Here is a 24,996-nt window from a genome sequence, read left to right as displayed (position 1 = left end):
CAAAATCCCCCACTATTTTTGGTGGGGGTATTATTTTTTAAAAGTATAAAGTTTAGATTATTTGATAAATAACTTCAAATAAAGTATTATACATTTATTGATATTTTGAAAGGGGACAAGCATGAAGAAATCGGATTGGCGTGTGAAATTTTCCATATTATTAATACTTTCATCAGTATTATTATATTCTTTTCACTATTTTATTTTTAGAGATGCGCATACTATATTTATATATCTAGTAGGTGAATTAGCATTTATACCAATTGAGGTTTTATTAGTATCCTTAGTTATTGATAGAGTCATTAAAGAAAGAGAGAAGGAAAGCTTAATAGAAAAACTCAATTTAATAATAGGAGTATACTTCAATGAAGTAGGAACTAATATTTTAAAATACTGTACATCCATTGATCCAAAGGTAGATGAAATAGCAAATCTCCTTATAGTTGAGGCAACTTGGGAAGAAAAAGATTTTAAAAAAGCATTAGAAAAATGCAAAAATTATAACTATGAAATTGAATTTTGTAAAATAGATTTAGAGAAAATGAATGAATTTCTATTAAGTAAAAGAGGGTTTTTACTTCGATTATTAGAAAATCCGAATTTATTGGAACATGAAACCTTTACCCATTTATTAACTGCAGTTTTTCATTTAGAAGATGAGTTATCTTCAAGAAATTTATCAGAACTACGAGATGATGAAAATGAACATTTAGAACTTGATATAAAAAGAGCATATAGAGCAAGTGTAAGCCAATGGGTTATGTATATGAAGCATTTAAAAAATACTTTTCCATATTTATTTGTAACAGCAATGTCAAATAACCCTTTTGATAAGAGAACTAAAGAGGAGATTGAAAAACATATTAAGGTCAAATACTACAGTAAATAAACTTTAAAAAAAAATATACTTTCGCATTTCTAGATGTACTTTAGGAAAGCGAAAGTTTTTTGTTGCCCCAAAACAATTTATTTAAAAGCAAACATTTGTTTGTATAAAATTTATTTTTGTTGTCAATAATTTTAAAAGTTATTAAATAAAAAGGAGAGATATTATGAATAATGTATCATTAATAGGCAGAATAACAAAAGATTTGGAACTAAAAGAATTTAATGAGGGGAAAGGTTTTTATACTAAATTTACACTAGCGATTAATAGAACACCACGTAAGGACTCACAACCAGAAGCAGATTTTATAAGTGTGTTGGTATGGAATGCTTTAGCTGAAACTATGTGCAAATATTTAGGGAAAGGAAGTCAAATTGGTTTAACAGGTAGGCTTTGCAGTAATAGCTACACAGATAAGGATGGAAACAAAAGATATAGTACAGAAGTTGTAGCAGAGGATTTTAAATTTCTAGATAAAAAGAAAGAGATAGTATAATTCTAATAAAACTACCAGTTTTATAAACTTGTTATTATGAGCATTTTTTTACAATTAGTTAGAAAAGAAAATGCATTTGTAGTAATATATATGTATGTACTAGTTTATATAATATGGAGGTGTGTTTATGAAGACTATTGTTGTAGCAGGAGGATGTTTTTGGGGTGTAGAAGCTTATATGTCAAGAATAAATGGTATTGTTGAAACTGTGGTTGGATATGCTAATGGTTCAAAGAAAGAGCCCACATATAATGAGGTTTGCACGGGAAACACAGGTCATGCAGAAGCATGTTTAATAAGTTACGATGAAAACATTATATCCCTTCAAAAGATATTGAATAAGTTTTGGGGAATAATAGACCCTACGGCTTTCAATAGGCAAGGACCTGATGTAGGTAGTCAATATAGAAGTGGTATTTATTATACTGATAATGTTGATTTAGACATTATATTAAAAATAAAAGATGAAGTGCAAAGTAGATATAATAAGCCAATAGTTACAGAAATACAACCTTTAACTTGTTTTTATGAAGCTGAAGATTATCATCAAAAATATCTACAAAAGAATCCTGGAGGTTACTGCCACATTAATTTAAACGATGATTAACGTAAATAAAATTTCTTTAGAAATTTAAAGACATAAAACAAGGAAGTGCGGAGTTCACACTTCCTTGTTTTTATAAGTTTTGTTGCATAAGAATATATGATAATTTATGCTGTAGTGTGAATTATATTTTTAAGGAGTCAGTATATATTTTCAGGATATCTTCTCTTGTCACAGGGGAAGTATGATTTTTCAATTTATCATTGTTTAAAACCATTTTGTCTGCATAAGAACACATTTCTTCATAACTTACCGTATTTACAGATCCAAGCATAGCATTTAAAAAATCACCAAGGTCATCTAAATTTTCTAGTGTTAAGAGATATAAAATTTTTCGGACTTTATTTTCATCCAAGCAAAAATCTAAATATGATTTTAGAAGTACTCCATTTGCTTTTCCGTGTGGTATATTATGGGAATATGTAAGAGCGTAGCCCATCCCATGAGGAAGCGATGTTCCAGATTGTGCTATTACCATACCGGCTATAGTAGAAGCTAACATTAACTTTTCTCTCACTATACAAGTAAAATCTTTTTCTTTTATCATATTTAAACATTCTCCAAATAATTTTAATCCCTTTTCGGCTAGTGCATCACTTACTACATTTGCCTTTGATGACATATATCCCTCTACTAGATGAGATAATGCATCTATTGAGGTATTAATAGTTATTTGCGCTGGTAAGAACATTAGATATTTTACATCTAGTAGAGCATATTCGGGAAATACTCTTTGACATATACCGCGCTTTGTTTGTAGTTCATTATCTGTAACAATAGAATATGGTGTTGTTTCAGTTCCTGTTCCAGCTGTTGTGGGGACGGCAATCACAGGTATTGATTTTAAATGGGGACTATCAAACAAATTGTATCTTGTAGCAGTTGGATTATTTATTAATACACCTGCTGCTTTTGAGGCATCAATGGGAGACCCCCCTCCAATACCGATAATGAAATTAGATTTTTGCACTCTTCCAAGTTCTGCAATATTTTCTACAGTTTCTAAAGAGGGATTTTCTTCTACACTATTAAAAATATCATATAAAATACCTTCCTTTTGCAATACACTAGTAACATCACTTAATGAACCATTTATGATTGAAGAAGTTTTGCCAGTTACAATTAATGCTTTTTCTCCAAAATTATTAAATAGGCTGCTATTTTTTAATACTACATCTTCAACTAGTAATATTTTTGTGGGCATGTAGTAATTCATAAAATCCATAATATATACTCCTTATATTCTATATTTAGAATATTACATTCTATATATATATTATATCATTAGGCAAATTAAAAGAAATAGGAGTGAAATATATTGCAAAATTTTACTTTAGATGTGGCAATAAAATGAAAAAAGTTTTCCGCAATTGATTTTTTACTAATATACTTATATAATTCTCTATGAAGACTTATTTATATAGTAAATAAAATAATATTAGGAAGTGTTATAGTGGAAGAACGTTTGCAAAAATTCATGGCTAGATGTGGGGTTGCTTCAAGAAGAAAATGTGAGGAAGTAATTACGGCAGGTAGAGTAAAAGTAAATGATGTTGTAGTTACAGAACTTGGAAATAAAATTGACCCAGATAAAGATATTGTATATGTAGATAATAAAATTATCAATATAGAAGAAAATAAGGTTTACATTGCATTAAATAAACCAGAGGGCATAGTATCTACAGTGAAAGATGAAAAAGAAAGAAAAACTATTTTAGATTTAGTTAAGACAAAAGAAAGGATATACCCTATAGGACGGTTAGATTATGATACATCTGGGTTAATCATATTAACTAATGATGGAGATATCTATAATAGGGTGATTCATCCAAGGCAAGCAATTAATAAAGTTTATATAGCTTTATTAGAAGGCTGCGCAACAGAGGAAGAAATATCTAAGTTCTGTAATGGTATAGATATTGACGGATATATTACGGCAGGAGCAAATTTTGAAATAAATAAGAGAATCGGATTTAATAGCAAGGTTACAATTACTATTCATGAAGGAAAAAACCGTCAAATTAGAAAAATGTGTGATGCTATAGGGCATCCAGTTATTGCATTAAAAAGAGTTTCAGTTGGTGAGATTACACTCGGAAATATGGAAAAAGGCGAATGGAGGAACTTAACCCAGGAGGAAATAAAATATTTAAAAAATCTATAATTATAAAATATTAATGGTTTTTTGAAGGAATTATGAAATTATCAAGGATATTTTAGCTGTTTTAAATAAAAAACAGCTAAAATATTATAAAAAATGAATAATTCGTTGAAACTATGGTCAATAGATGATAAAATGAAATAAATATTTCATTTTATTATATAATGAAATATTTATTTCATTTATTTTTAGTTAACATAGAAAGGTTGGGGGTTATTATGGAAAATAATAAACAAGATTTGATGAGGGCTATTCAAGTCAAATTTCCACGTTTAAGCAAAGGACAAAAATTAATAGCAGAATACATTTTAAAGCATTATGATAAGGCTGCTTTTATGACAGCTGCAAAATTAGGGTCTAGTGTAGGGGTAAGTGAATCTACAGTTGTAAGATTTGCTAATGAGTTAGGTTTTAGTGGCTATCCAAAACTGCAAAAATCTCTTCAGGAATTAATTAAAAACAAATTAACAACTGTGCAAAGGATTGAGTTATCTAATGACTTCATTACACAAGAAAATGCATTAAAAGGTGTATTAAAAGCAGACATGGAAAATATTCGCGCTACACTTGAAAAGATCAATCATAAAACTTTTGAGGATGTAGTAAATTCACTATTTAAAGCTAAAAAAATATACATAATTGGACTTAGAAGTTCCTCTGCACTGGCTGAGTTTTTAGCCTTTTATCTAAATCTGATTTTAGATAATGTTAAAGTTGTTGCCTATGGTGTTAGTGATATATTCGAACAAATGCTTAATGTATCTGAAGAAGACGTAGTGATTGGAATAGGTTTTCCAAGGTACGCTACAAGAACAATTGAAGCTTTAGCTTTTGCTAAAAGTAGAAATGCAGATGTTGTAGCAATTACAGATAGCTTATTATCCCCACTTGCAGCTAGATCTGATTACACATTAATAGCCCAAAGTAATATGGCATCCTTTGTTGATTCTTTAGTAGCTCCACTTAGTGTAATAAATGCATTAATTATTGCTGTAGGACTGCGAGAAAAAGAAAAAATTTCAAGAACATTTTCTACTCTTGAGAGCATATGGGAAGAATATCAAGTTTATTCATATAAAGACAAAAATGAAAGATAGTCCATCTATAATATTCCTTTAGAATCAGTATATGTAAATGTTTACTCTTTTTTTAGAAATATTATTTTTTTTTTAGAAATAAAGAAGGATTATTGAAAAGTATATAGAATATACTAATTATAAAGCAATTTGGTATTCATTAAAATATTAAATTGAAATTAAACATTCATTTTTAGGAGGGATTAAGTTATGGAAACAAAAGCTTATATTCAACAAGTATTGGAAAATGTAAAAAAGAGGAATTCTAACGAACCTGAATTTTTACAAACAGTAGAAGAGGTTTTAGGATCTTTAGGACCAGTATTAGAAAAACACCCAGAGTACATTGAAGCAAACCTTTTAGAAAGATTCTGTGAACCAGAAAGACAAATTATGTTTAGGGTACCATGGATAGATGACGCAGGTGTTAATCAAGTTAATCGTGGATTTAGAGTACAATTTAATGGATGTATAGGACCTTTTAAAGGTGGTTTAAGATTTCATCCATCAGTTTACATAGGAATCGTTAAATTCCTAGGATTTGAACAAATATTAAAGAATTCATTAACTGGACTTCCAATAGGTGGAGGTAAAGGTGGTTCTGACTTCGATCCAAAAGGAAAATCAGATAATGAAATAATGAGATTTTGCCAAAGTTTTATGACTGAACTTTACAGACATATTGGGCCAGACGTGGACGTTCCAGCTGGAGACATTGGTGTTGGTGGACGTGAAATTGGTTATTTATATGGACAATACAGAAGAATTAAAGGAACATTTGAAAATGGAGTTCTTACAGGAAAAGGTTTATCATATGGTGGAAGTTTAGTAAGACCAGAAGCTACAGGGTTTGGTATAACTTATTTCTGTCAAGAAATGCTTAAACATGAAGGAATCGATTTCAAAGGTAAAACAGTAGCAGCGTCAGGTTTCGGTAACGTTTCTTGGGGTGTTTGTAAAAAAGTTGCTGAACTCGGTGGTAAAGTAGTAACACTTTCTGGCCCAGACGGATATATATATGATCCAGCTGGAGTAACAGGAGATAAAATAGATTATATGGTTGAAATGTTAAATGTAAACAAAGGCGCAAGAGTTAAAGACTATGCTGACAAGTATGGTTGTGAATTCCACGCTGGAGAAAAACCATGGAATGTAAAAGTTGATATAGTAATACCATGTGCAACGCAAAACGATATTAGAATTGAACATGCTAAACAAATAGTTGCAAATGGAATAAAAATTGTTTGTGAAGGTGCTAATATGCCTTGTACTAATGAAGCTGTTGATTACTTCTTAGAAATGGGAATTAAAGTAGGACCTTCTAAGGCTGCAAATGCAGGTGGAGTTGCTACATCAGCACTTGAAATGAGTCAAAATAGCATGAGATTATCATGGACTGCTGAAGAAGTGGATGCAAAATTACATGCAATTATGATAAATATATACAATAATTGTAAAAATTCTGCTGAAGAATTTGGATTTGGTTATAATCTAGTTGCTGGAGCTAACATTGCAGGATTCGTTAAAGTTGCAAGCGCAATGCACGCACAAGGAAATTATTAATTCACAAGTAAACGTTTGAAAGAGAATCCCTTTGTTGGGATTCTCTTTTATTTTTTTGTTTTTTACTTATTTAAAAGAAGTTGCTATAAAAACCATACATTAATATATTATTTTATTTTTTTAAATAAGGATAATAGATTATTATATTATATTTTGTTATAATAGTAAGTATTATAAGGGAGTGATTAAGTGTCAAAAATAATTATTATTGGAGGAGGACCAGCGGGTATGATGGCAGCTGCTACAGCTTCATCAAAACATCAGGTGGTACTCATTGAAAAAAATGAAAAATTAGGAAGAAAACTTTATATAACCGGTAAGGGTAGATGCAATATTACAAATGCGAAGGATATTGGTGATTTTTTTGAAAATATTCCATGTAATCCGCATTTTTTATATAGTTCACTATATTCCTTTACAAATGAAGATACCATGAATTTCTTTAAAGAATTGGGAGTTAACCTTAAAGTTGAAAGAGGAGATAGAGTATTTCCGCAGTCAGATAAGTCTTCAGATATTATAAAAGCTTTTAATATGGAATTAAAAAATAATAAGGTTGAAGTTATGTTAAATTCAAAAGTGAAAAAGTTAATTAGAGATAATCAAAAGATCGCTGGAGTAGAGCTTGCTGATGGAAGTATTATATTAGGGGATTACTTTATCTTATGTACTGGTGGTTTATCATATCCACAAACAGGTTCATCTGGTGAAGGATTATCCTATGCTCGCGTTTTAGGACATAATATAATTAAACCTAGACCATCCCTTGTACCAATTGAGCTTGAGGAGGCGTGGATCCCGGATGTACAGGGTCTTTCTCTAAAAAATGTAGAATTAAGAATTACTGATTGTAAAAATAAAAGTATATATAAAGAATTTGGAGAAATGCTTTTTACTCATTATGGAATTTCAGGACCTATTGTTTTAAGTGGCAGTAGTTTTGTGAAAGAAGGAGTGAAATTAAAAGCTTTCATAAATCTAAAACCAGCATTAAGTGAAGTTGAGCTTGATAAGCGAATTCAAAGTGATTTCTTAAAATATGCAAACAAAGATTTTAGAAATTCATTAAATGATTTACTTCCTAGTAAACTAATTAATACAATAATTCAATTATCTAATATTGATGAAAACAAAAAAGTGAATTCTATTACTAAGGAAGAAAGAAAAACCTTAGTGAATTTACTGCAAAATTTACCGCTTAACATTAAGGGGCTTAGACCAATAGAAGAAGCAATTATAACTAGTGGTGGGGTAGATACTTTAGAAATAGATGCTTCTACTATGAAATCAAAAATAATTGATAATCTTTACTTTGCAGGCGAAATGGTAGATGTAGATGCATATACAGGAGGGTTTAACCTTCAAATAGCATTATCAACAGGATATTTAGCTGGAAACAATGTAGGAGAGGGTGGAGTATAATGGGGATTTCTGTTGCGATAGATGGACCTGCAGGTGCAGGGAAAAGTACCATTGCTAAAATAATAGGTGAAAAATTCAATCTTATGTATATTAACACAGGGTCAATGTATAGAGCGGTTACTTTAAAGGCTATGAATGCAAATATCTCTGAAAAAAATATAGATGACTTAGTTAAAATAGTGGAATCCTTAGAAATGCATTTTCAAGAGGACCGTTTATTTGTTAACAATGAAGATTTGACAGATATGATAAACATGCCAATCATAAGCAACAATGTTTCAAAGTATGCGGCTGTGCCGAAAATCAGGGAAATTCTTGTTAAGTTACAACAAGATATAGCTAAAAAATTCAATGTTATTATGGATGGCAGAGATATTGGTACTGTTGTGCTTCGCGATGCTACTTTTAAATTTTACTTAACTGCAAGCAGTGAAGAGAGAGCTAAAAGAAGGTATGAAGAATTAATTTCAAAGGGGATAGAGGTTGATTACAATACTATTTTAAGCGATATTATAAAAAGGGACTATATTGATACCAATAGAGAAGTTAGTCCGCTTAAAAAAGCCATAGATGCTATAGAAATTGATTCTAATGATTTAAGTATTAATGGAGTAGCGCAAAAAATGATAGAATATATTAATTCAAATATTAATTAGCATTTTATGAGATATATTATATAAGGAGAAGACGGAATGAAAAAAATAACACTTGCAGATTCAGCAGGATTTTGTTTTGGAGTTAAAAGAGCAGTAGATACAGCTTTAAATATGAAAGAAAAGTACAAAAATGAAATCTATACACTAGGACCACTCATTCATAATAACGATGTTGTAGATTTTTTAAAAGAAAATTTAATATTTCCCATAGAACTTGATAATATTGATAGCTTAAAAGAAAATGACACAATTATTATAAGATCACATGGAGTATCTGAAGAAGCGTTAAATGTCTTGAAAAAACACAAGCTTAATGTAATAGATGCAACATGTCCTTATGTAGAGAACATTCACAAGAAGGTGAAAAAATACTATGATTTAGGATACAACATTATTATTGTAGGCGATAAGAACCATCCTGAAGTTATTGGAATTAATGGATGGTGTAATGATTCAGCGTTAATACTTAAGAGTGGTGATCACACTTTTAATATACCAAATAAAGTATGCGTCGTATCTCAGACAACTGAAAGACAATCTACTTGGGAAGAGGTATTAACTAAAGTTATAAAAACATGTAAGGAAATAGTTGCATTTAATACTATTTGTAGTGCAACAGAAGTGCGTCAAGAATCCGCAGAGGAACTTTCAACAAAAGTGGATGCTATGGTAGTTATTGGTGGGTTTAATAGTTCAAATACTACAAAACTTTATGAAATATGCAAAAAAAATTGTGAAAACACATTACATGTAGAAAATGTGTTAGGTATTCCGGATGAATTTATAAACGATGGAAAGTTTAAAAATATAGGGGTTACAGCAGGAGCGTCTACACCAGATTGGATTATTAAAGAGGCAATTATAAAAATGAATTCTGGTAAATAGATTTATAAGAGTATAATATTTACTATAAGAATAATATCTTACAAAAACGTGTAGCATAAAATTATGCATACACGTTTTTTTGTGCTAGAAGAGTTGTGGAAGCTGAAATTGTTTCTAAAAAAATGTCTTATTTACAAATTGTAGAATACTAAATAAAAGTAATTAATATAATTTAATAGCACTATTATAGGGAGAGAAAAAATTGAAAGGGAGTACAAGGACAGTTGAACGTTTTAAAATAATTACAAATAAAGAGATGCAAATATTAATAACAGTAATGCATAAGTATAACATCCAGTTAGTAAGTGCAGAAAAAGTTAGAGGTACGTACAAAGTTACAACAGATATTGGTGATTTCTGTTTAAAGAGAATTAGACATGGAAGAAATAAGGCTAAAAATGGTTGCATTTTAGCAGAAGAGCTAATATTTAATAAATTTTCGAATATAGCTAAGTATTTTAGAACAAGAGAGGGAGCTTTTTATGTAAGGTATAAAAGTAATATATTTTACTTAACGGAATGGCTAGAAGGCTGTGAGTGTGATTTAACTGATATTGATGAAGCTGTAAATTGTACAAAACTCTTAGCACAATTTCATAATATATCAAATAAGATTGATCATAACAAAATTCACTTAGAAAAAAAATTAAAAAATTGGCCAAAGGTTTTCTCTAATAATTTAAGTAATCTAGAAAAATTCAAAAAAATGATTATTAGCAAAAGGGTGAAAAATAATTTTGATGTGATTTTTTTAGAGGGAATTGATAACTTCTATAATAGAGGTTTGAAGGCAATTAACATGCTAAATAAGTCACAATATTACACTTTATTAAAAGTATCGAATGATGAGAAGACGATATGTCACAATAGTTTTTATTATCAGAATATAATTAAAAAAGAGGGGGAATACTTCATAACTGGTCTCGATAGTATCAAGATTGACTTACAAATAAGTGATTTAGTAACTCTTATTAGGAGATTGATGTTCAAAAAATCTTATGGATGGGATTTTAATTTTGCTAAAGCTCTAATTGAAGCTTATAATTCCATAAATAGATTGAGTAAAGAGGATTTAGAAATAATGTTTGCATTAATAATTTTTCCGCAAAAATTTTGGAAGTTAGGATATAGAAGATATATAAATCGAAAAAAATGGTCCGAAAGTAAATATTTGCATAAACTAAACAAAATAATAAGCTATAATGAAAATCAAGAGAAATTTTTTGAAGATTATTTGATCTTTTTAGAAGAATATATATAAATTATAATAAATTTATTGTAAATATATTAGTAATGGAATTATAATTAGAAATGTATTATACTTTATCAGTAGTGATATTTATTTAAAAATAAAATTAATGGAGTAAAGCTAAATGTATAAATCAATGAGTCTAACTTTAAAAAACATTAATAAATTTAGAAAAATTTTTCAATTTAATAATAATTTTAGTTTGTCAAATAAAGATTTCTTTCAACTGTATGATAAAAGTAATATTATCCAAAGAATATTCTTAAGGAAAAATGTAAAACTGCTAATAGAAATAACAAAAGAAAAAAACAATTTTATAGGTTATATATGGTTTGAAAAACATAATAAACACCATAGTTCAATTAACTCAATAAATGTAATCCAAGATAAAAATTTAATTTATTATTATGAAACTTTAATTAGTCCACTGAAAAATGATAGTTTAATAACTTATGAATGTGAAGATAATGAAGTTAATATAGATATTTTAGGTAAGCTAGGATTTAAAAGAGCTAAGGGATTTATGGAACTAGAAAAACAGTGCACAGAATATGTTAGTATATCTACTCCTAATAACATTACTTTTTCTATAGTGGAAAAGGATAAGGATGAAAAAGCACGCTGCCTATTACAAAATGAGATATTTAACAACGATGATAGAATTCCAATAAATATAGAAGATATATATTATGATGAAGCGCAAGAATATTATTTTGATAAGGGTGCAATATTTATTGAACTTGACAAGATACCAATTGGATATGGTCAAATTATAGTGGAAGATAAGGTAGCTATAATAGTAAATTTTGGAATTATAAGAAAATATAGAAAAGAAGGTTATGGAAAGTTACTATTGGGCTATTTGCTTAATATAGCTCGGGATAATGACTTTTCTAATGCAGCTCTGAAGGTAGATTCTAATAATGTTGATGCCTTTAAATTATATCGTTCACTGGGCTTTAATATTAAAAGGGAATTATATACCTGGCAAAAAATTAAATTTTAATAATATAAAAGGAGGTAGAGTACCTCCTTTTATATTATTGTCTATTTATTTAGTATCATATATTTTTCAAGAGCTATTCCTAAAATTTCCAAGCATCTTTTAATGCAGTTGTATTTAGACAATAGGATAATCTAATTTCATTTATTACTAGTCCCTTGGTTGCGTAGAAACATTCTGCTGGTGCAACCATTACTGTCTTATTATTATAATTGAAATCTGTTAATAACCACTTAGCAAAATCTTCTCCACTTTCTACTGGAAGCTTGGCTACTTGGTTTTGAAACAACCCCATTTTTAATACATATTTAGCGTGCTTCCTCATACTTCCTTAGAAGCTTAACAAATAACTCAGGAACCTTCTCCATGTTTTCTGGAGTTTCTACGAATGCGATACGCATCTGAGTGCTTCCTGGATTAAACTCGTCTGGTTTAAGGTCATAGAAGCCTTTCATAGGTGCTACCAGAAGAGTTGTTTCCACACCGCTTAAGTCCACTGATCCTTCCTGGGCACAATACATAACAAAGTTGATTGAATCAAATCCTGGTTTTACAACATTTCTAACGTCAACTACTGAATATATAGATGAATCAGGGCTAGAAACAATCAAGCCAGGGTCAAGTTCCTTCATACCGTTATAGAATTTAAACATGATCTTTTTGTAATACTCACGAATGTCTTTGCACCATCCATCAATCTGCTGCTTGCTTTCATGAGCCAGTGCTCCGAAGATATACTGACCTATTACATTGGCGCAAAGGTTAGCAGTATATTCAGCTACTGACTGAGTATGAAACTCTTCACTATCAGTGATTAAAGCTCCTATTCTTAAACCGCAGGCACTCCATACCTTTGATGCGGTATCGAGACTTATTCTTCTGCCTTCTATGCCAGGTACATCTGCATCAGTGATTCCCCAGATGCTTACCAGGTCACCGTCAACATAAAACAGTCCACGATAAGCTTCATCGCTGATCATCCACATATTATATTTTACGCATATTTTAGCAAGCGCTTTAAGAGTTGCATAGTCGTAGAGCTGTCCTGTAGGATTGTCGTAAGGTATTACAAGAAGTGCTCCGGGATTGTGCTTTTTAATGGTTTCTTCAATTTTGTCTAGCTCTGGAAGGCTGAACTTGCCATCTTCGCCTAAATGACGTTTTACTGTAACAGTTTTACGTCCGATTCTTTCTGCAAAAGAAATATAATTTGTATAGGCTGGGTCAATCATCATAAGAGGTTTATCATCAGTGCCTGCAGCTCCGCAAACGCCAAGTAATAAAAGTTCCATACCAGAGGATCCGCCATCGGTTACCTGAACGAATAATTTACTAGTATCAAAACCTTGGCACTTTAGAATGTTTTTAAATGCATCCTGAGCCTCAGCTACACCGGCAGTACCTGAATATCTTACAACACCCTTTGCAAATGGGCTTTCAGGTGCATCCAATGAAAACATCCTTTTCTGCATAGCGGGATTTGTTGGAAGTGAAACGTTTCCAATTGCTACATTGACTAACGCAGGTTTAACTTTACGCTCGCCAAATTTCATCTGACCAAGTCTGACGTCTGATGGCATCCTTTTCTTGAAATGGTTTGACAGTATTGGTTTGTTCATAAAAAATACCTCCTAAAAATATAATTATAATTTAAAAAATATTTACCTTCATACATTATATCAGGTTAATTAAATTATTGCTATGATGCTCAATTTATGGTAATTATGGTGTGATTAAATATATATTATTTGCCGAGTACTAAACCGATAAAAACGGTGTCAGATGAGTGCCAATCTTAATAATTTAATTTTTCCGTAACAAAATAATAAAGAAGTATCTTAATTAACAAGATACTTCCTTATTATAATGAACACTTCCTTTAAACTTTTATTGTTAAAATAAAAATAAGTGAGTGTTACTATTTATGTTAGAATTAAAATAAAGAATGAAAATGGGTATGGAACTAAATGGTTATGGCCCAATGACTCCCATCCTAAATTTAAAAACTATTTAAATTCTCTTATTATAATTTCTACAGGTACATAGGGTACTTTTATGTTTATCATATTGCTATGTGCACACATACAAAAATAACTTCTGTCGCCTATACAATCATATTGTATTTGTTTATTTCTAAAATTTCCATCTTTTTTTGCATCATACATATAAAATCACTCCTTTTAGGTATATTACCCAAAAATCAGAAATTTAATGATTAAATATATTGAATTATTAAAAATGACTTTAAAAAAACCTACAAATTATATATAATAGGAAGATAGTAATACTTTTTTTATAAAGGAGAATCAACTAATGGATGAAATACTTAACTATTATATAGAGACATGGGGTTGTCAAATGAATGATGAGGACTCCGAAAAGTTATCCGGTATGTTAATACCTATGGGATATAAAAAAACTACGGATAAGGAAGCTGCGGACATAATTATATTTAATACTTGCTGTGTTAGAGAAAACGCAGAGCAAAAGGTTGATGGGAACATAGGAGCTTTAAAGAATATGAAAAAAGAAAAGCCAAACCTTATAATAGCAGTTACTGGATGTATGATGCAGCAAAAGGGCATGGCTAAACATATAATCACTAAATTTCCATTTGTAGATATTATAATCGGAACACATAATGCTTATAAATTTCCTGAATACTTAAAAAGAATTCAAGGCGGCGAACCGTCTATTGTAGAAATTTGGGATAAAGAACAAGAAATAATAGAAGGAATGCCAATAGACAGGGAAAGTAGCATAAAAGGATTTGTTACTATTATGTATGGTTGCAATAATTTTTGTACTTATTGCATAGTTCCTTATGTAAGAGGAAGAGAAAGAAGTAGAACTCCTGAAGATATTATAGGTGAAATAAAAACTATGGTAGCGGAGGGTTATAAAGAAATAACCTTACTTGGTCAGAATGTTAACTCTTATGGCAAGGGACTAGTGCCTGAAATAAATTTTGCGCAGTTACTCAGAAGGATTAATAATGTTGAGGATTTAGAGAGAATAAGATTTATGACATCCCACCCAAAGGATTTATCTTTAGAGGTAATAGAAGTAATAGCTGAGTGTGATAAAATTTGTGAGCAAGTTCATTTACCAGTACAATCTGGTTCAACTAATCTTTTAAACAAAATGAATAGACATTACGATAGGGATCAATATTTGGAATTAGTCAAAAATATAAAAAATGTATTACCGAGTGTTGGACTCAGTACAGATATTATTGTTGGATTTCCAGGAGAGACAGAAGAAGATTTTGCTGAGACCTTAAGTCTTATGGAAGAGGTAAAATTTGATTTAGCATTTATGTATCTTTATTCTAAAAGAAAAGGAACTCCAGCAGATGAAATGCTCGAGCAAATACCAGATAAAATTAAACATGAAAGATTTAATAGATTAATAGAAGTTGTTAACAGAACTTCTAAAGAAAAAAACAAAGAATATGTAGGAAAAATTGTAGAAGTGTTAGTTGAAGGTTTTAGTAAAAATGATAAAAGCAAATTAACTGGAAGAACAAGAACAGGAAAATTAGTTAACTTTGAAGGTAATTACAAAGCTATTGGAGAGCTGGTATCAGTTCAAATAACCAATGCACACTCTTTTTCACTTATGGGTGAAGAAATATTAGGCGCATAGACAAGCAAGGGGGCATTACAAGTGGCATTAACTCCAATGATGATACAATATTTTGAGATAAAAGAAACCTGCAAGGACTGTATACTATTTTTTAGATTAGGTGACTTTTATGAAATGTTTTTTACTGATGCTGAAGTTGCAGCAAAGGAATTAGAGCTGGTGCTTACAGGACGTGACTGTGGACTAGAAAAGAGAGCACCTATGTGCGGAATTCCATACCATGCAGCCAATACTTATGTGGGCAGGCTAATTGCAAAAGGATATAAAGTTGCTATATGTGAACAAGTGGAAGATCCAGCAGTGGCAAAGGGAATAGTTAAAAGAGATATAATTAAAATAATTACTCCCGGAACCTATACTGATTCTGGTTTTTTAGAAGAAAGTAAAAATAATTATGTTATGAGTATTTTCATTGATAAAAAAACTAATTTCTGTGGATTGTGTTTTTGTGATGTATCAACGGGTGAATTTAGTTGTACGGATACTAAACTGAATCTGGTTAATATATTAGATGAAATTTCAAAGTTTAGTCCAAAAGAAATTATTGTATCAGAGGATATATCGGGCGAGATGCTAGGAGCTATAAAAGAAAGATTTAATGTATCCTATTCATCTTATCCAAATGATTATTTTATAACCAAAGACTATACGTTGATAAAAGATCAGTTTCATAATTTTTATGAGAACACTCTATCAGAAGCATTACTTAGGAGTATTACAGGACTTTTCAGATATATTATGGATACTCAAAAAAATTCTTTGTCACACATAGATACTATAGGATATTATGATATTTTAGATTATGTAAGTTTAGATGCAAATTCTAGGAGAAATTTGGAGCTCACGGAAACACTAAGGGATAAAACTAAGAAAGGCTCGCTACTTTGGGTATTAGATAGAACTAATACTGCCATGGGAGCTAGAAGGCTCCGTAAATGGTTAGATCAACCACTAATAAATAAAAGTTTAATAGAAGAAAGATTAGAGTCTGTTTCGGAATTGAAAAGTAATATATCCACCCACGAAGATTTAAAAGATGTATTAGTGGATATATATGATATAGAAAGGCTTGTAGGAAAAATTTCTTCCAAAAATGTTAATGCAAAAGAATTGATTTCTCTTAAAAATTCTATTGAAAAAATACCAAAGGTTAAATCCATCTTAGCAGGGCTCAATAGCAAATTAATGAGGAAAATATTTTTAGGCTTAGATGACTTAAAAGATATATATGATACTTTAGATAAGTCCATTATAGAAAATCCAGCTATTTCTATTAAAGAAGGAAATATTATTAAAGGTGGCTTAAATTCTGAAATAGATGAGCTAAGGCTTGCTAAGGCTCATGGTAAGGAATGGATTGCTACATTAGAAAATGATGAGAAGGGTATAACTGGAATAAGATCCTTAAAAGTAGGGTATAACAGAGTGTTTGGTTATTATATAGAAATAACAAAAGCAAATATTCAGCTAATTCCTGAGGGTAGATATATACGAAAACAAACACTATCTAATGCAGAAAGATATATTACTCCTGAGCTTAAGGAAATGGAAGAAAAGATTTTAGGTGCAGAAGAAAAATTGGTGAATATTGAATATGAGGTATTTACAGGTATTCGGGAAGATATTGAAAAGCACGTTGAAAGAATGAAAAATACTGCGATGCTAATATCAGAAATTGATTGTTTAAGCTCCCTTGCAACAATTGCGCTTGAAAATAATTATATAAAACCGGAAATAAATGCAAAGGGTATTTTTAATATTAAAGGAGGAAGGCATCCTGTAGTTGAGAAGATGATGCCCACCAATACTTTTATTGAAAATGACACAATTATGGATACTGTGGATAATCAACTACTATTAATAACTGGACCTAATATGGCTGGTAAATCCACTTATATGCGTCAAGTAGCCTTAATAACTATTATGGCTCAAATAGGAAGTTTTGTTCCTTGCACATCTGCTGATATATCTATATGTGATAAGATATTTACTAGGATAGGAGCTTCAGATGATCTTGCTGCTGGTAAAAGTACCTTTATGGTAGAAATGTGGGAAGTATCTAATATATTACAAAACGCAACTAATAAAAGTTTAGTGTTACTTGATGAGGTAGGTCGTGGAACTAGTACTTATGATGGACTAAGTATTGCTTGGTCTGTGATTGAGTATATTTGTAAGAATTCCAATTTGAGGAGTAAAACTTTATTTGCGACTCATTATCACGAGTTAACAAAACTTGAGGGAATGATTAAGGGAGTTAAAAATTATTCTGTAGCTGTAAAGAAGATCCAAAATGAAATTGTGTTCATAAGAAAAATCGTACCTGGGGGAGCTGACAAATCCTATGGTATAGAGGTGGCAAAGCTAGCAGGTCTTCCAAAGGATGTAATTAGTAGAGCGAACGAAATATTAGAAGTACTAGAAAATCTTAATAATACAGAAATTGATTTAATTGACAAGAAAACTTCAAGTAAAAAAAATAATAGTAAGAATGATAAAAAAGTAATTGATACTGCAGTCAAAGAAGTAGCTATAACTTATGAGTCTAATATAGTGGAAGATGAGGCCACTCAAATTAATTTTAGTGACATAGAGAAAGATAATATATTAAAGGAAATTAAAAATATAAATATTCTTAATTTAACACCAATGGACGGATTTAATAAACTATATGAGTTAGTTAATAGAGCTAAATTGCTATAAAAAAAGCAAAGTTGCTATGGAGATAGCGAAGGATGTGAGTTATCATGAGAATCAATATATTAGAAGTTGAAACTTCTAACAAAATTGCTGCAGGTGAAGTGGTAGAGCGTCCTTCGTCAGTAGTAAAGGAGTTAGTAGAAAATAGCATAGATGCAGGTGCTAAAAATATTATCGTAGAGATTTTTGAGGGTGGACAAAAAAATATAAAAGTAATTGATGATGGGGAAGGAATACATATAGATGATATAGAAAAGGCTTTTTTACCTCATGCTACTAGTAAAATAAAAAATGTTGAAGATATTTATAATATACACACCTTAGGTTTTAGAGGAGAGGCATTACCAAGTATAGCCTCTGTCTCTAGAACTACACTAAATAGTAGAACTAAAGATTCAACGGTTGGAAAAGAGATATCTCAGTCCTCAGGGGATATATTATACGTTAAAGAAATAGGATGTAATGTTGGTACAACTATAGAAGTTAAGGATTTATTTTTTAATGTGCCTGCAAGGCAAAAATTCTTGAAATCACCTCAAAGAGAGGCAGCTTTAATATCAGATATTTTGGGCAGACTTGCACTAGCTAACAATGAAATTTCTTTTAAACTGCTGAGTAATGATAAAAAGGGCTTATCTACCTATAGTTCTACAAATATTTCTGATACCATTAGATATATATACGGCAAAGAGGTTGTAGATAACATTACAAGTTTTGAAAAGTTTAACGATATAATGTCTGTTCATGGATACATTGGTAATGCAGAAATAAGTCGCGGAAGTCGAAATAGACAAAGTATTTTCGTTAATAAAAGGTATGTTAAAAGTAGTCTAGTTACTGCAGCGGTAGAGCAGGCTTTTAAATCTTTTTTGACTATAAATAAGTTTCCTTTTTTTGTTGTATTTCTGGACATTTTTCCTGAGTATATAGATATAAATGTTCACCCACAAAAAACTGAGATTAAATTCCAAGAGGATAAAGCGGTATTTAAGATTGTTTTTGATGCAGTGCATACTGCAATTGGTGATAGTTTACGTGGCAATTTCACTATAAAAGAAGAAGATAATGAAAATTATAGTGGAAATGAAATAGAAAAAAATACTTTAAGAAGCGAAATTTATGATTTTAATAGGATAGTCATAGATGAAAGAGATAAGCAGGAACTAGAAAAACAGGTTCAAATCCCATTAGATTTTAATTATAAAACGGTAAACAATGAGTGGAATAATTCACATAGTGTAACTACTAATGGATTCGCCAATGAAGATGGGCTTGAAAATATTAAAGAGAACTATGGTGATAATTATGATATGCATAAAGAGCCTTCAGCAAATAAAATTTCTGAAATCTCAAAGTTTCCTGAGCTGAGAATTATTGGGCAATTTAATAAAACCTATATCATTGGTGAGGCATACAATGAGCTTTATTTAATTGACCAACATGCAGCTCATGAAAAAGTGCTATTTGAGAAATATAAAATTGAAATTATGAATTCAGAGGTTGTATCCCAGATTTTACTTACTCCAACAGTAATAGAACTTAGCCAAGATGATTACGCAAACTACATTGAAAATGAAGCGGTGTTTAAGAATTCTGGTTTTGATATTATAGAATTTGGTGAAAACACAATAAGTATAAAGGAAGTTCCTATTATACTTGGCAAACCAGATATTAAAAATCTCTTTAATGAGATCTTGGATAATTTAAAAAATATGGGCACGGGTAAAACTGTAGAAATTAAGTATAATCGTATAGCAACTATGGCCTGTAAAGCAGCTGTAAAAGCAAATAATCAGCTGTCAGAACTGGAAACAAATAAATTGATTAATGATTTAAGGTATATTGATGAACCTTTTACTTGCCCCCATGGAAGACCTACAATAATAAAAATAACACTAAATGAACTAGAAAAAAAATTTAAAAGAATACAATAGAGAAAAGGTGAAAATATGAAAGATTTATTTATTTTAGCAGGTCCTACAGCTATAGGAAAAACAGAGATTTCTGTAAAGCTTGCACAAAGGCTAAATGGAGATATTATATCAGCTGATTCAATGCAGATATACAAATATATGGATATTGGTTCTGGTAAAATAGCGAAAGATGAGATGAATGGAGTTCCTCATCATCTACTAGATATAATAGAGCCAAGTGAAAATTTTAGTGTGGCTGAATTTAAAGAAAAAGCTGAAACTGCTATCGAACTAATAACTAATAAAAATAAACTTCCAATGCTAGTTGGTGGAACTGGTTTTTATATTAATTCACTAATATATAATTATAACTTTGCTGAGACTATTAAGGATGAAGAATATAGAGATTACCTTACGAAGCTTGCAGTTAGAGAAGGAAATGAACATGTACATAGCTTGCTTAAAGATATTGATGAAGAATCCTTTATCAAACTATATCCTAATGATTTAAAAAGAGTTATTAGAGCTTTAGAAGTGTATAGAGTTAGTGGAAAACCTATGAGTGTGTTTAAAGAGGAACAAAACCTTTTAGATATCCCTTATAATGTATATTATTTTGTGCTAAATATGGATAGACAAAAGCTATATAGTAGAATAAATTCCCGTGTAGATATAATGGTGAAAAATAATTTAGTCCAAGAAGTTATGGAACTTAAAAAAATGGGATATAATTCAGATATGCAGTCAATGAAGGGCATAGGCTATAAAGAGTTATTATATCATTTAAACCATGAAATATCCTTAGATGAGGCTATAGAAATGATTAAACAAGGAAGTAGGAATTATGCTAAAAGACAGTTAACTTGGTTTAGAAAAGATCCACGAATAAATTGGATTAATAAAGATGATTTCAACAGTGATGATGAAATTGTAGAGTACATTGTTAGTAAGCTTAATATTATGAAAAAATTATAAATAATAAATAGCTATATTTTTATAAAATTAAAAGGATTTTTAAAGTGTTTATAGAATATTCTAAAAATACTAATTGTGGAGGTGCACCTATGAATAAATCTACTAATAATTTACAGGATATAGTTTTGAATGGGTCAAGAAAAAACAGAATACCGGTTACTTTATATTTGACAAATGGATTTCAGTTAAAAGGCAATGTAACTGGGTTTGATAGTTTTACAGTAATATTAAATTGCGATGGAAAACAAATGATGATATATAAGCATGCTATTTCTACTATAACTCCATCTAAGCCAATATTATTTAATGATATTTCAGAAGAAAGTTCATCGCCTCTATAAGTGAATAGTTTAAATTTATTTTTGAGGTCTTTAATAAGGGCACTTTAGTGGATTTTTAATGTTAAAAAAGCTTAAAATCATAAAACATACCTTATATATTAAGGTATGTTTTTATATTTTTAGCTCAGACCTATTAGCTAGTTTTTCTACTATAATTGAAATTGTTTACATTTTCATTGACTTTTTAACGGTAAATAGGTACAATTTTCCTATTAATACATAGGAGGTGTTCTAATAGGATGATTAAAACTTGCTATACGTAAATATTGGAATTGTGGCATAGTGAGTAAAGATTATCAGTATGCAATATTTTTTAATGATTTTAAATAACTACTATAACGGTTTAAAAGGCGTTTGCGCAAAGAATTAAATAGATAATTAAAAAATAAATAAAAAGGGGTAGGGTAATGAAATTCAAAAAATTAATTATAACAGTTATGATAGTAACAATGGGTCTGATTTTACAAGGGTGTAGCAAAGGAGAAACAACTAAAACAGTAGAAGCACCCGCTAAAACAGTAGAAGAAAAGACTATCGTAGGGGAAGTAGACGGAAAGAGCATCACACTAGCTGATGTTTATGCAACAGATTTAAAAAAGAAAATAAAAGAACTAAAAACTAAGTATGGTGAAGACTTTGCAACTACTCAAGATGCAGCTTCTAAAAAAGCGTTTAACACCTCTAAAGAACAATATTTAAATACTATAGTAGAAAAGACAATTTTATTTAAAAAAGCTGCAGAGTTAAAGATTACACCTACAGAGGAAGCTTTAACTACAGCAGTAGATGCTAGAATTACAGAATCAAAAGCAAATTATGAAACTGAGGCAGCTTTCACTGCAGATTTAGCAACTTATGGATATACTTTAGACACTTTAAAAGTTGCTTTTAGGGAACAAGAAATAGGTCAGACAGTTGTAAAATATTTAACCAAAGACGTTAAAATAACTGATGAAGCTATTAAAAAATACTATGAAGCAAACAAGGAAACTTTTGTAGATCCGGAAACGGTTATGACCAGACATTTATTATTCAAAACTGAGGCAGAAGCAAAAGCTATAGATGCTAAAATAAAAAATAAGACTACAACTTTTGACACTCTATTTAAACAATATGAAGGTAACAAAGTAAAAGTGGCGGCAGCTACAGCAAGTCCAGCAGATAAATTATTACCTATATCTGAAGATTTGGGAGAAGTTCCCAAAATTAATACTAATTATGACCCGGATTTTATGGCGGGGTTAAATACTCTAACAGCAGGTCAAGTATCCTCACCTGTTAAATCCTCATTTGGGTATCACATAATTGAAGCAAAGGCAATAAAAGCATCAGTAAAGAGAACATTAGATGCTGAAGTTACAGCTTCAATAAAAGCACATTTATTGAATGTGGAAAGTGAAAAGATATATAAAGCTAAAATTGTAGAGTGGAAAAAAGAGTACAATGTAAAATTATTCTTAGACGTTCTAAATAAATAGTTGATAAATAAACACTTACTTTAATAAGTATTCATATATTTAAACTTGAAAATATTATATACATAGTAACACGGAAACCGGAGAGATGGTTTTTAGACTGTAATTAGGCATTGCTATATTACAGTCTTTTTAGTTGTAATACTTAAAGTATATATGCCCTATAGATTTTTAAAAGGGTCACAGTCAAAATTAAAGATAGTTGAATTAAATATATCGCAAAATCTACCGATACGGAATGTATACAGAAAATTTCACTTGCACCTCACGCTACGTAATTGTATATACTTACTTTATAGTATTACATTAATACTTGAAGGAGGAGATGGGATGAACCTAAGAATTCAATACAATTGTTTGAATATTGATTGGAATTGTGTATCTGAAATATTAAAAAAAGTTGGAATGGCTTATTATGAAAATGAGGTGCACAAGAAAGCTTTCGAAAATAGTTATATCGTAGTATTTGCTTTCGATGATGATAAGCTAATTGGATTTGGCCGTGCACTTTCAGACGGAATTTGCCAAGCTGCAATTTATGATATAGCAGTATTACCTGAATATCAAGGTAAAAACATAGGTAGAGAAATTGTTAATTACATTTTAAAATGTATTCCTCAATGTAATTTTATATTGTACGCAGCGCCAGGCAAAGAGATTTTTTATGAAAAGCTAAATTTCAAAAAATTGAAAACTGGAATGGCAATGTTTCATGATACAAAAAAAATGCAGAGAAAGGGCTTAATTGAATAAGATACTAGAATTACTCAATCTCAATAAAAAAATATAATGTGATATAATCATGATGAGGTGAATTACGAATGATTACCATATTATCACCAGCAAAAACTTTGAAAATGGAGGAGGCGCTAAATACTAATATATATACACAACCTATATTTATCAAGGAAGCAAGTACTCTAATTAAGGAACTTATAAAATATTCTCCACCAGAAATGGAAGAATTATTGAAAGTAAACGGTAAGCTTGCTCAACAGAATTTTATGAGGCATATTATGTGGAAAGAAGTACATGACTTGTCAAATGGTAAACAAGCCTTATTAGCATATGATGGTGCAGTATATCAAGGATTAAGTACAGGGGATTTAAGTGAACAACAGCTATCTTTTGCTAATGACCATTTAAGAATATTTTCAGGTTTATATGGCGTATTGAGACCATTGGACCTAATCCAACCTTATAGGTTAGAGATGGGAACTAAGTTGAAAAATAGGCGAGGTAATAATTTATATAGTTTTTGGAAACATAAGATTACTACATACCTTAAAAAAGAATTACAAAGTCAAAATGATAATATACTAATAGATTTAGCATCAAAGGAATATTCATCGGTAATAGATATGAGCAAAATCAATGTAAAGGTTATAACACCAGTGTTTAGGGATTATAGAAATGGAACTCACAAGGTCATAACTATTTATACAAAGCGGGCAAGAGGGCTTATGAGCCGGTTTATAATTGAGAATGAAATTATTTTGCCAGGTGAACTGAAAGAATTTAATGAAGAGGGATATAGTTATAATGAATATCTGTCTTCTGATACAGAGTTGGTATTTACCAGATAAAAAGGCTGCTCCAAGAAGGATCTGCCTGAAGATAATATTTTGAAATATTATAATATAGGAATTTTAACTAATTCAATTGATAAATAAAAAAACACTCGTAAAACGAGTGTTTTTTTTGGTGCAGATGACAGGAATCGAACCTGCATGCCGTAAAGCGCTAGACCCTGATTCTAGTGCGTCTGCCAATTCCGCCACATCTGCATAAATAGGAAACAAAAGTATATTTAGTATAAGTAACTCCATTATATACCTTTTATCTGATTTGGTGTAAAATATATCTAAATTTTTCTTTTTTTCTTGTTATATATTATAATCCATTAATACGTTATTAAATGGCAAGACGCACTAGATTATTAG

General features: G+C 30.2%; 21 protein-coding genes, 1 tRNA gene and 2 pseudogenes. 19 read left to right on the top strand and 5 right to left on the bottom strand.

Translation table 11 applies throughout. The features are described 5' to 3' along the window. Positions 1-121 precede the first annotated feature (121 nt). From G9F72_RS16220 to msrA, 3 genes are all read left to right on the top strand, one after another. Positions 122-889, top strand: coding sequence for a hypothetical protein (locus G9F72_RS16220; RefSeq protein ID WP_164955681.1), 768 nt, complete (start codon positions 122-124; stop codon positions 887-889). Between the two features lie 163 nt (positions 890-1,052). After that, positions 1,053-1,382, top strand: coding sequence for a single-stranded DNA-binding protein (locus G9F72_RS16215; RefSeq protein ID WP_164955680.1), 330 nt, complete (start codon positions 1,053-1,055; stop codon positions 1,380-1,382). Positions 1,383-1,509: 127 nt separating this feature from the next. Further along, the gene (msrA, locus tag G9F72_RS16210; protein ID WP_164955679.1) at positions 1,510-1,989 is read left to right on the top strand and encodes a peptide-methionine (S)-S-oxide reductase MsrA; all 480 of its coding nucleotides are present in this window, start codon (positions 1,510-1,512) and stop codon (positions 1,987-1,989) included. 121 nt (positions 1,990-2,110) lie between these two features. On the opposite strand, the gene G9F72_RS16205 is transcribed toward msrA, so the two are convergent. Then, the gene (locus G9F72_RS16205) at positions 2,111-3,211 is read right to left on the bottom strand and encodes an iron-containing alcohol dehydrogenase family protein (RefSeq protein WP_164955678.1); all 1,101 of its coding nucleotides are present in this window, start codon (positions 3,209-3,211) and stop codon (positions 2,111-2,113) included. A 228-nt stretch (positions 3,212-3,439) separates the two neighbouring features. Here G9F72_RS16205 and G9F72_RS16200 point away from each other — a divergent pair, with 228 nt between their 5' ends. From G9F72_RS16200 to G9F72_RS16165, 8 genes and pseudogenes are all read left to right on the top strand, one after another. Then, positions 3,440-4,150, top strand: a complete 711-nt coding sequence (locus G9F72_RS16200; RefSeq protein ID WP_164955677.1) for a pseudouridine synthase — start codon at positions 3,440-3,442, stop codon at positions 4,148-4,150. Between the two features lie 215 nt (positions 4,151-4,365). Then, positions 4,366-5,244 carry a MurR/RpiR family transcriptional regulator gene (locus G9F72_RS16195; RefSeq protein ID WP_164955676.1) on the top strand — a complete coding sequence of 293 codons (879 nt, stop codon included), beginning with the start codon at positions 4,366-4,368 and terminating at the stop codon, positions 5,242-5,244. A gap of 189 nt (positions 5,245-5,433) precedes the next feature. Continuing rightward, positions 5,434-6,786, top strand: a complete 1,353-nt coding sequence (gene gdhA / locus G9F72_RS16190; RefSeq protein WP_164955675.1) for an NADP-specific glutamate dehydrogenase — start codon at positions 5,434-5,436, stop codon at positions 6,784-6,786. 189 nt (positions 6,787-6,975) lie between these two features. Then, positions 6,976-8,208 (top strand): NAD(P)/FAD-dependent oxidoreductase, encoded by a 1,233-nt coding sequence (locus G9F72_RS16185; RefSeq protein WP_164955674.1) that lies wholly within the window; start codon positions 6,976-6,978, stop codon positions 8,206-8,208. Next, entirely contained in the window at positions 8,208-8,864 is a 657-nt protein-coding gene (gene cmk / locus G9F72_RS16180; protein WP_164955673.1) for a (d)CMP kinase, read from the top strand. Before G9F72_RS16185 ends, cmk begins: the two co-directional genes overlap by 1 nt. Before the next feature lie 36 nt (positions 8,865-8,900). Next, positions 8,901-9,746, top strand: a pseudogene (locus G9F72_RS16175) (4-hydroxy-3-methylbut-2-enyl diphosphate reductase); the annotation flags it as partial. 205 nt (positions 9,747-9,951) lie between these two features. Further along, a complete protein-coding gene (locus G9F72_RS16170; protein ID WP_224676149.1) occupies positions 9,952-11,010 on the top strand; it encodes a CotS family spore coat protein in 1,059 nt (352 codons plus the stop codon). 112 nt (positions 11,011-11,122) lie between these two features. Beyond that, entirely contained in the window at positions 11,123-12,004 is an 882-nt protein-coding gene (locus tag G9F72_RS16165) for a GNAT family N-acetyltransferase (RefSeq protein WP_164955671.1), read from the top strand. A gap of 41 nt (positions 12,005-12,045) precedes the next feature. On the opposite strand, the pseudogene G9F72_RS16160 reads toward G9F72_RS16165, so the two are convergent. The 3 genes and pseudogenes from G9F72_RS16160 to G9F72_RS16150 all read right to left on the bottom strand — a co-directional run. Then, a pseudogene (locus G9F72_RS16160) lies at positions 12,046-12,275 on the bottom strand (pyridoxal phosphate-dependent aminotransferase); the annotation flags it as partial. Positions 12,276-12,309: 34 nt separating this feature from the next. Next, positions 12,310-13,620 (bottom strand): pyridoxal phosphate-dependent aminotransferase, encoded by a 1,311-nt coding sequence (locus G9F72_RS16155; RefSeq protein WP_164955670.1) that lies wholly within the window; start codon positions 13,618-13,620, stop codon positions 12,310-12,312. A gap of 387 nt (positions 13,621-14,007) precedes the next feature. After that, on the bottom strand, positions 14,008-14,166 hold the full coding sequence (locus tag G9F72_RS16150) for a hypothetical protein (protein ID WP_164955669.1): 159 nt from the start codon (positions 14,164-14,166) through the stop codon (positions 14,008-14,010). Positions 14,167-14,314: 148 nt separating this feature from the next. On the opposite strand from G9F72_RS16150, the gene miaB reads away from it, so the two are divergent. The 8 genes from miaB (at position 14,315) to yaaA (ending at position 24,639) form a co-directional block, all read left to right on the top strand. Continuing rightward, on the top strand, positions 14,315-15,649 hold the full coding sequence (gene miaB / locus G9F72_RS16145) for a tRNA (N6-isopentenyl adenosine(37)-C2)-methylthiotransferase MiaB (protein ID WP_164955668.1): 1,335 nt from the start codon (positions 14,315-14,317) through the stop codon (positions 15,647-15,649). 21 nt (positions 15,650-15,670) lie between these two features. Further along, the gene (mutS, locus tag G9F72_RS16140; RefSeq protein ID WP_164955667.1) at positions 15,671-18,352 is read left to right on the top strand and encodes a DNA mismatch repair protein MutS; all 2,682 of its coding nucleotides are present in this window, start codon (positions 15,671-15,673) and stop codon (positions 18,350-18,352) included. 44 nt (positions 18,353-18,396) lie between these two features. Next, positions 18,397-20,283, top strand: a complete 1,887-nt coding sequence (gene mutL, locus G9F72_RS16135; RefSeq protein WP_187356022.1) for a DNA mismatch repair endonuclease MutL — start codon at positions 18,397-18,399, stop codon at positions 20,281-20,283. 15 nt (positions 20,284-20,298) lie between these two features. After that, entirely contained in the window at positions 20,299-21,237 is a 939-nt protein-coding gene (gene miaA, locus G9F72_RS16130) for a tRNA (adenosine(37)-N6)-dimethylallyltransferase MiaA (protein ID WP_164955666.1), read from the top strand. A gap of 89 nt (positions 21,238-21,326) precedes the next feature. Further along, positions 21,327-21,578, top strand: coding sequence for an RNA chaperone Hfq (gene hfq / locus G9F72_RS16125; RefSeq protein WP_164955665.1), 252 nt, complete (start codon positions 21,327-21,329; stop codon positions 21,576-21,578). A gap of 407 nt (positions 21,579-21,985) precedes the next feature. Further along, positions 21,986-23,056: a peptidyl-prolyl cis-trans isomerase gene (locus tag G9F72_RS16120; protein ID WP_164955664.1), complete on the top strand. Its 1,071-nt coding sequence runs from the start codon at positions 21,986-21,988 to the stop codon at positions 23,054-23,056. 327 nt (positions 23,057-23,383) lie between these two features. Then, positions 23,384-23,806 carry a GNAT family N-acetyltransferase gene (locus tag G9F72_RS16115; protein WP_164955663.1) on the top strand — a complete coding sequence of 141 codons (423 nt, stop codon included), beginning with the start codon at positions 23,384-23,386 and terminating at the stop codon, positions 23,804-23,806. 68 nt (positions 23,807-23,874) lie between these two features. After that, the gene (gene yaaA / locus G9F72_RS16110) at positions 23,875-24,639 is read left to right on the top strand and encodes a peroxide stress protein YaaA (protein ID WP_164955662.1); all 765 of its coding nucleotides are present in this window, start codon (positions 23,875-23,877) and stop codon (positions 24,637-24,639) included. Positions 24,640-24,755: 116 nt separating this feature from the next. On the opposite strand, the gene G9F72_RS16105 is transcribed toward yaaA, so the two are convergent. After that, a tRNA-Leu gene (locus G9F72_RS16105) sits at positions 24,756-24,840 on the bottom strand. Between the last annotated feature and the right edge of the window lie 156 nt (positions 24,841-24,996).

The sequence above is a fragment of the Clostridium estertheticum genome (assembly GCF_011065935.2).
In the GTDB taxonomy this organism is placed as follows: Bacteria; Bacillota; Clostridia; order Clostridiales; family Clostridiaceae; genus Clostridium_AD; species Clostridium_AD estertheticum_A.
This window is presented reverse-complemented; position numbering and strand designations above follow the sequence as displayed.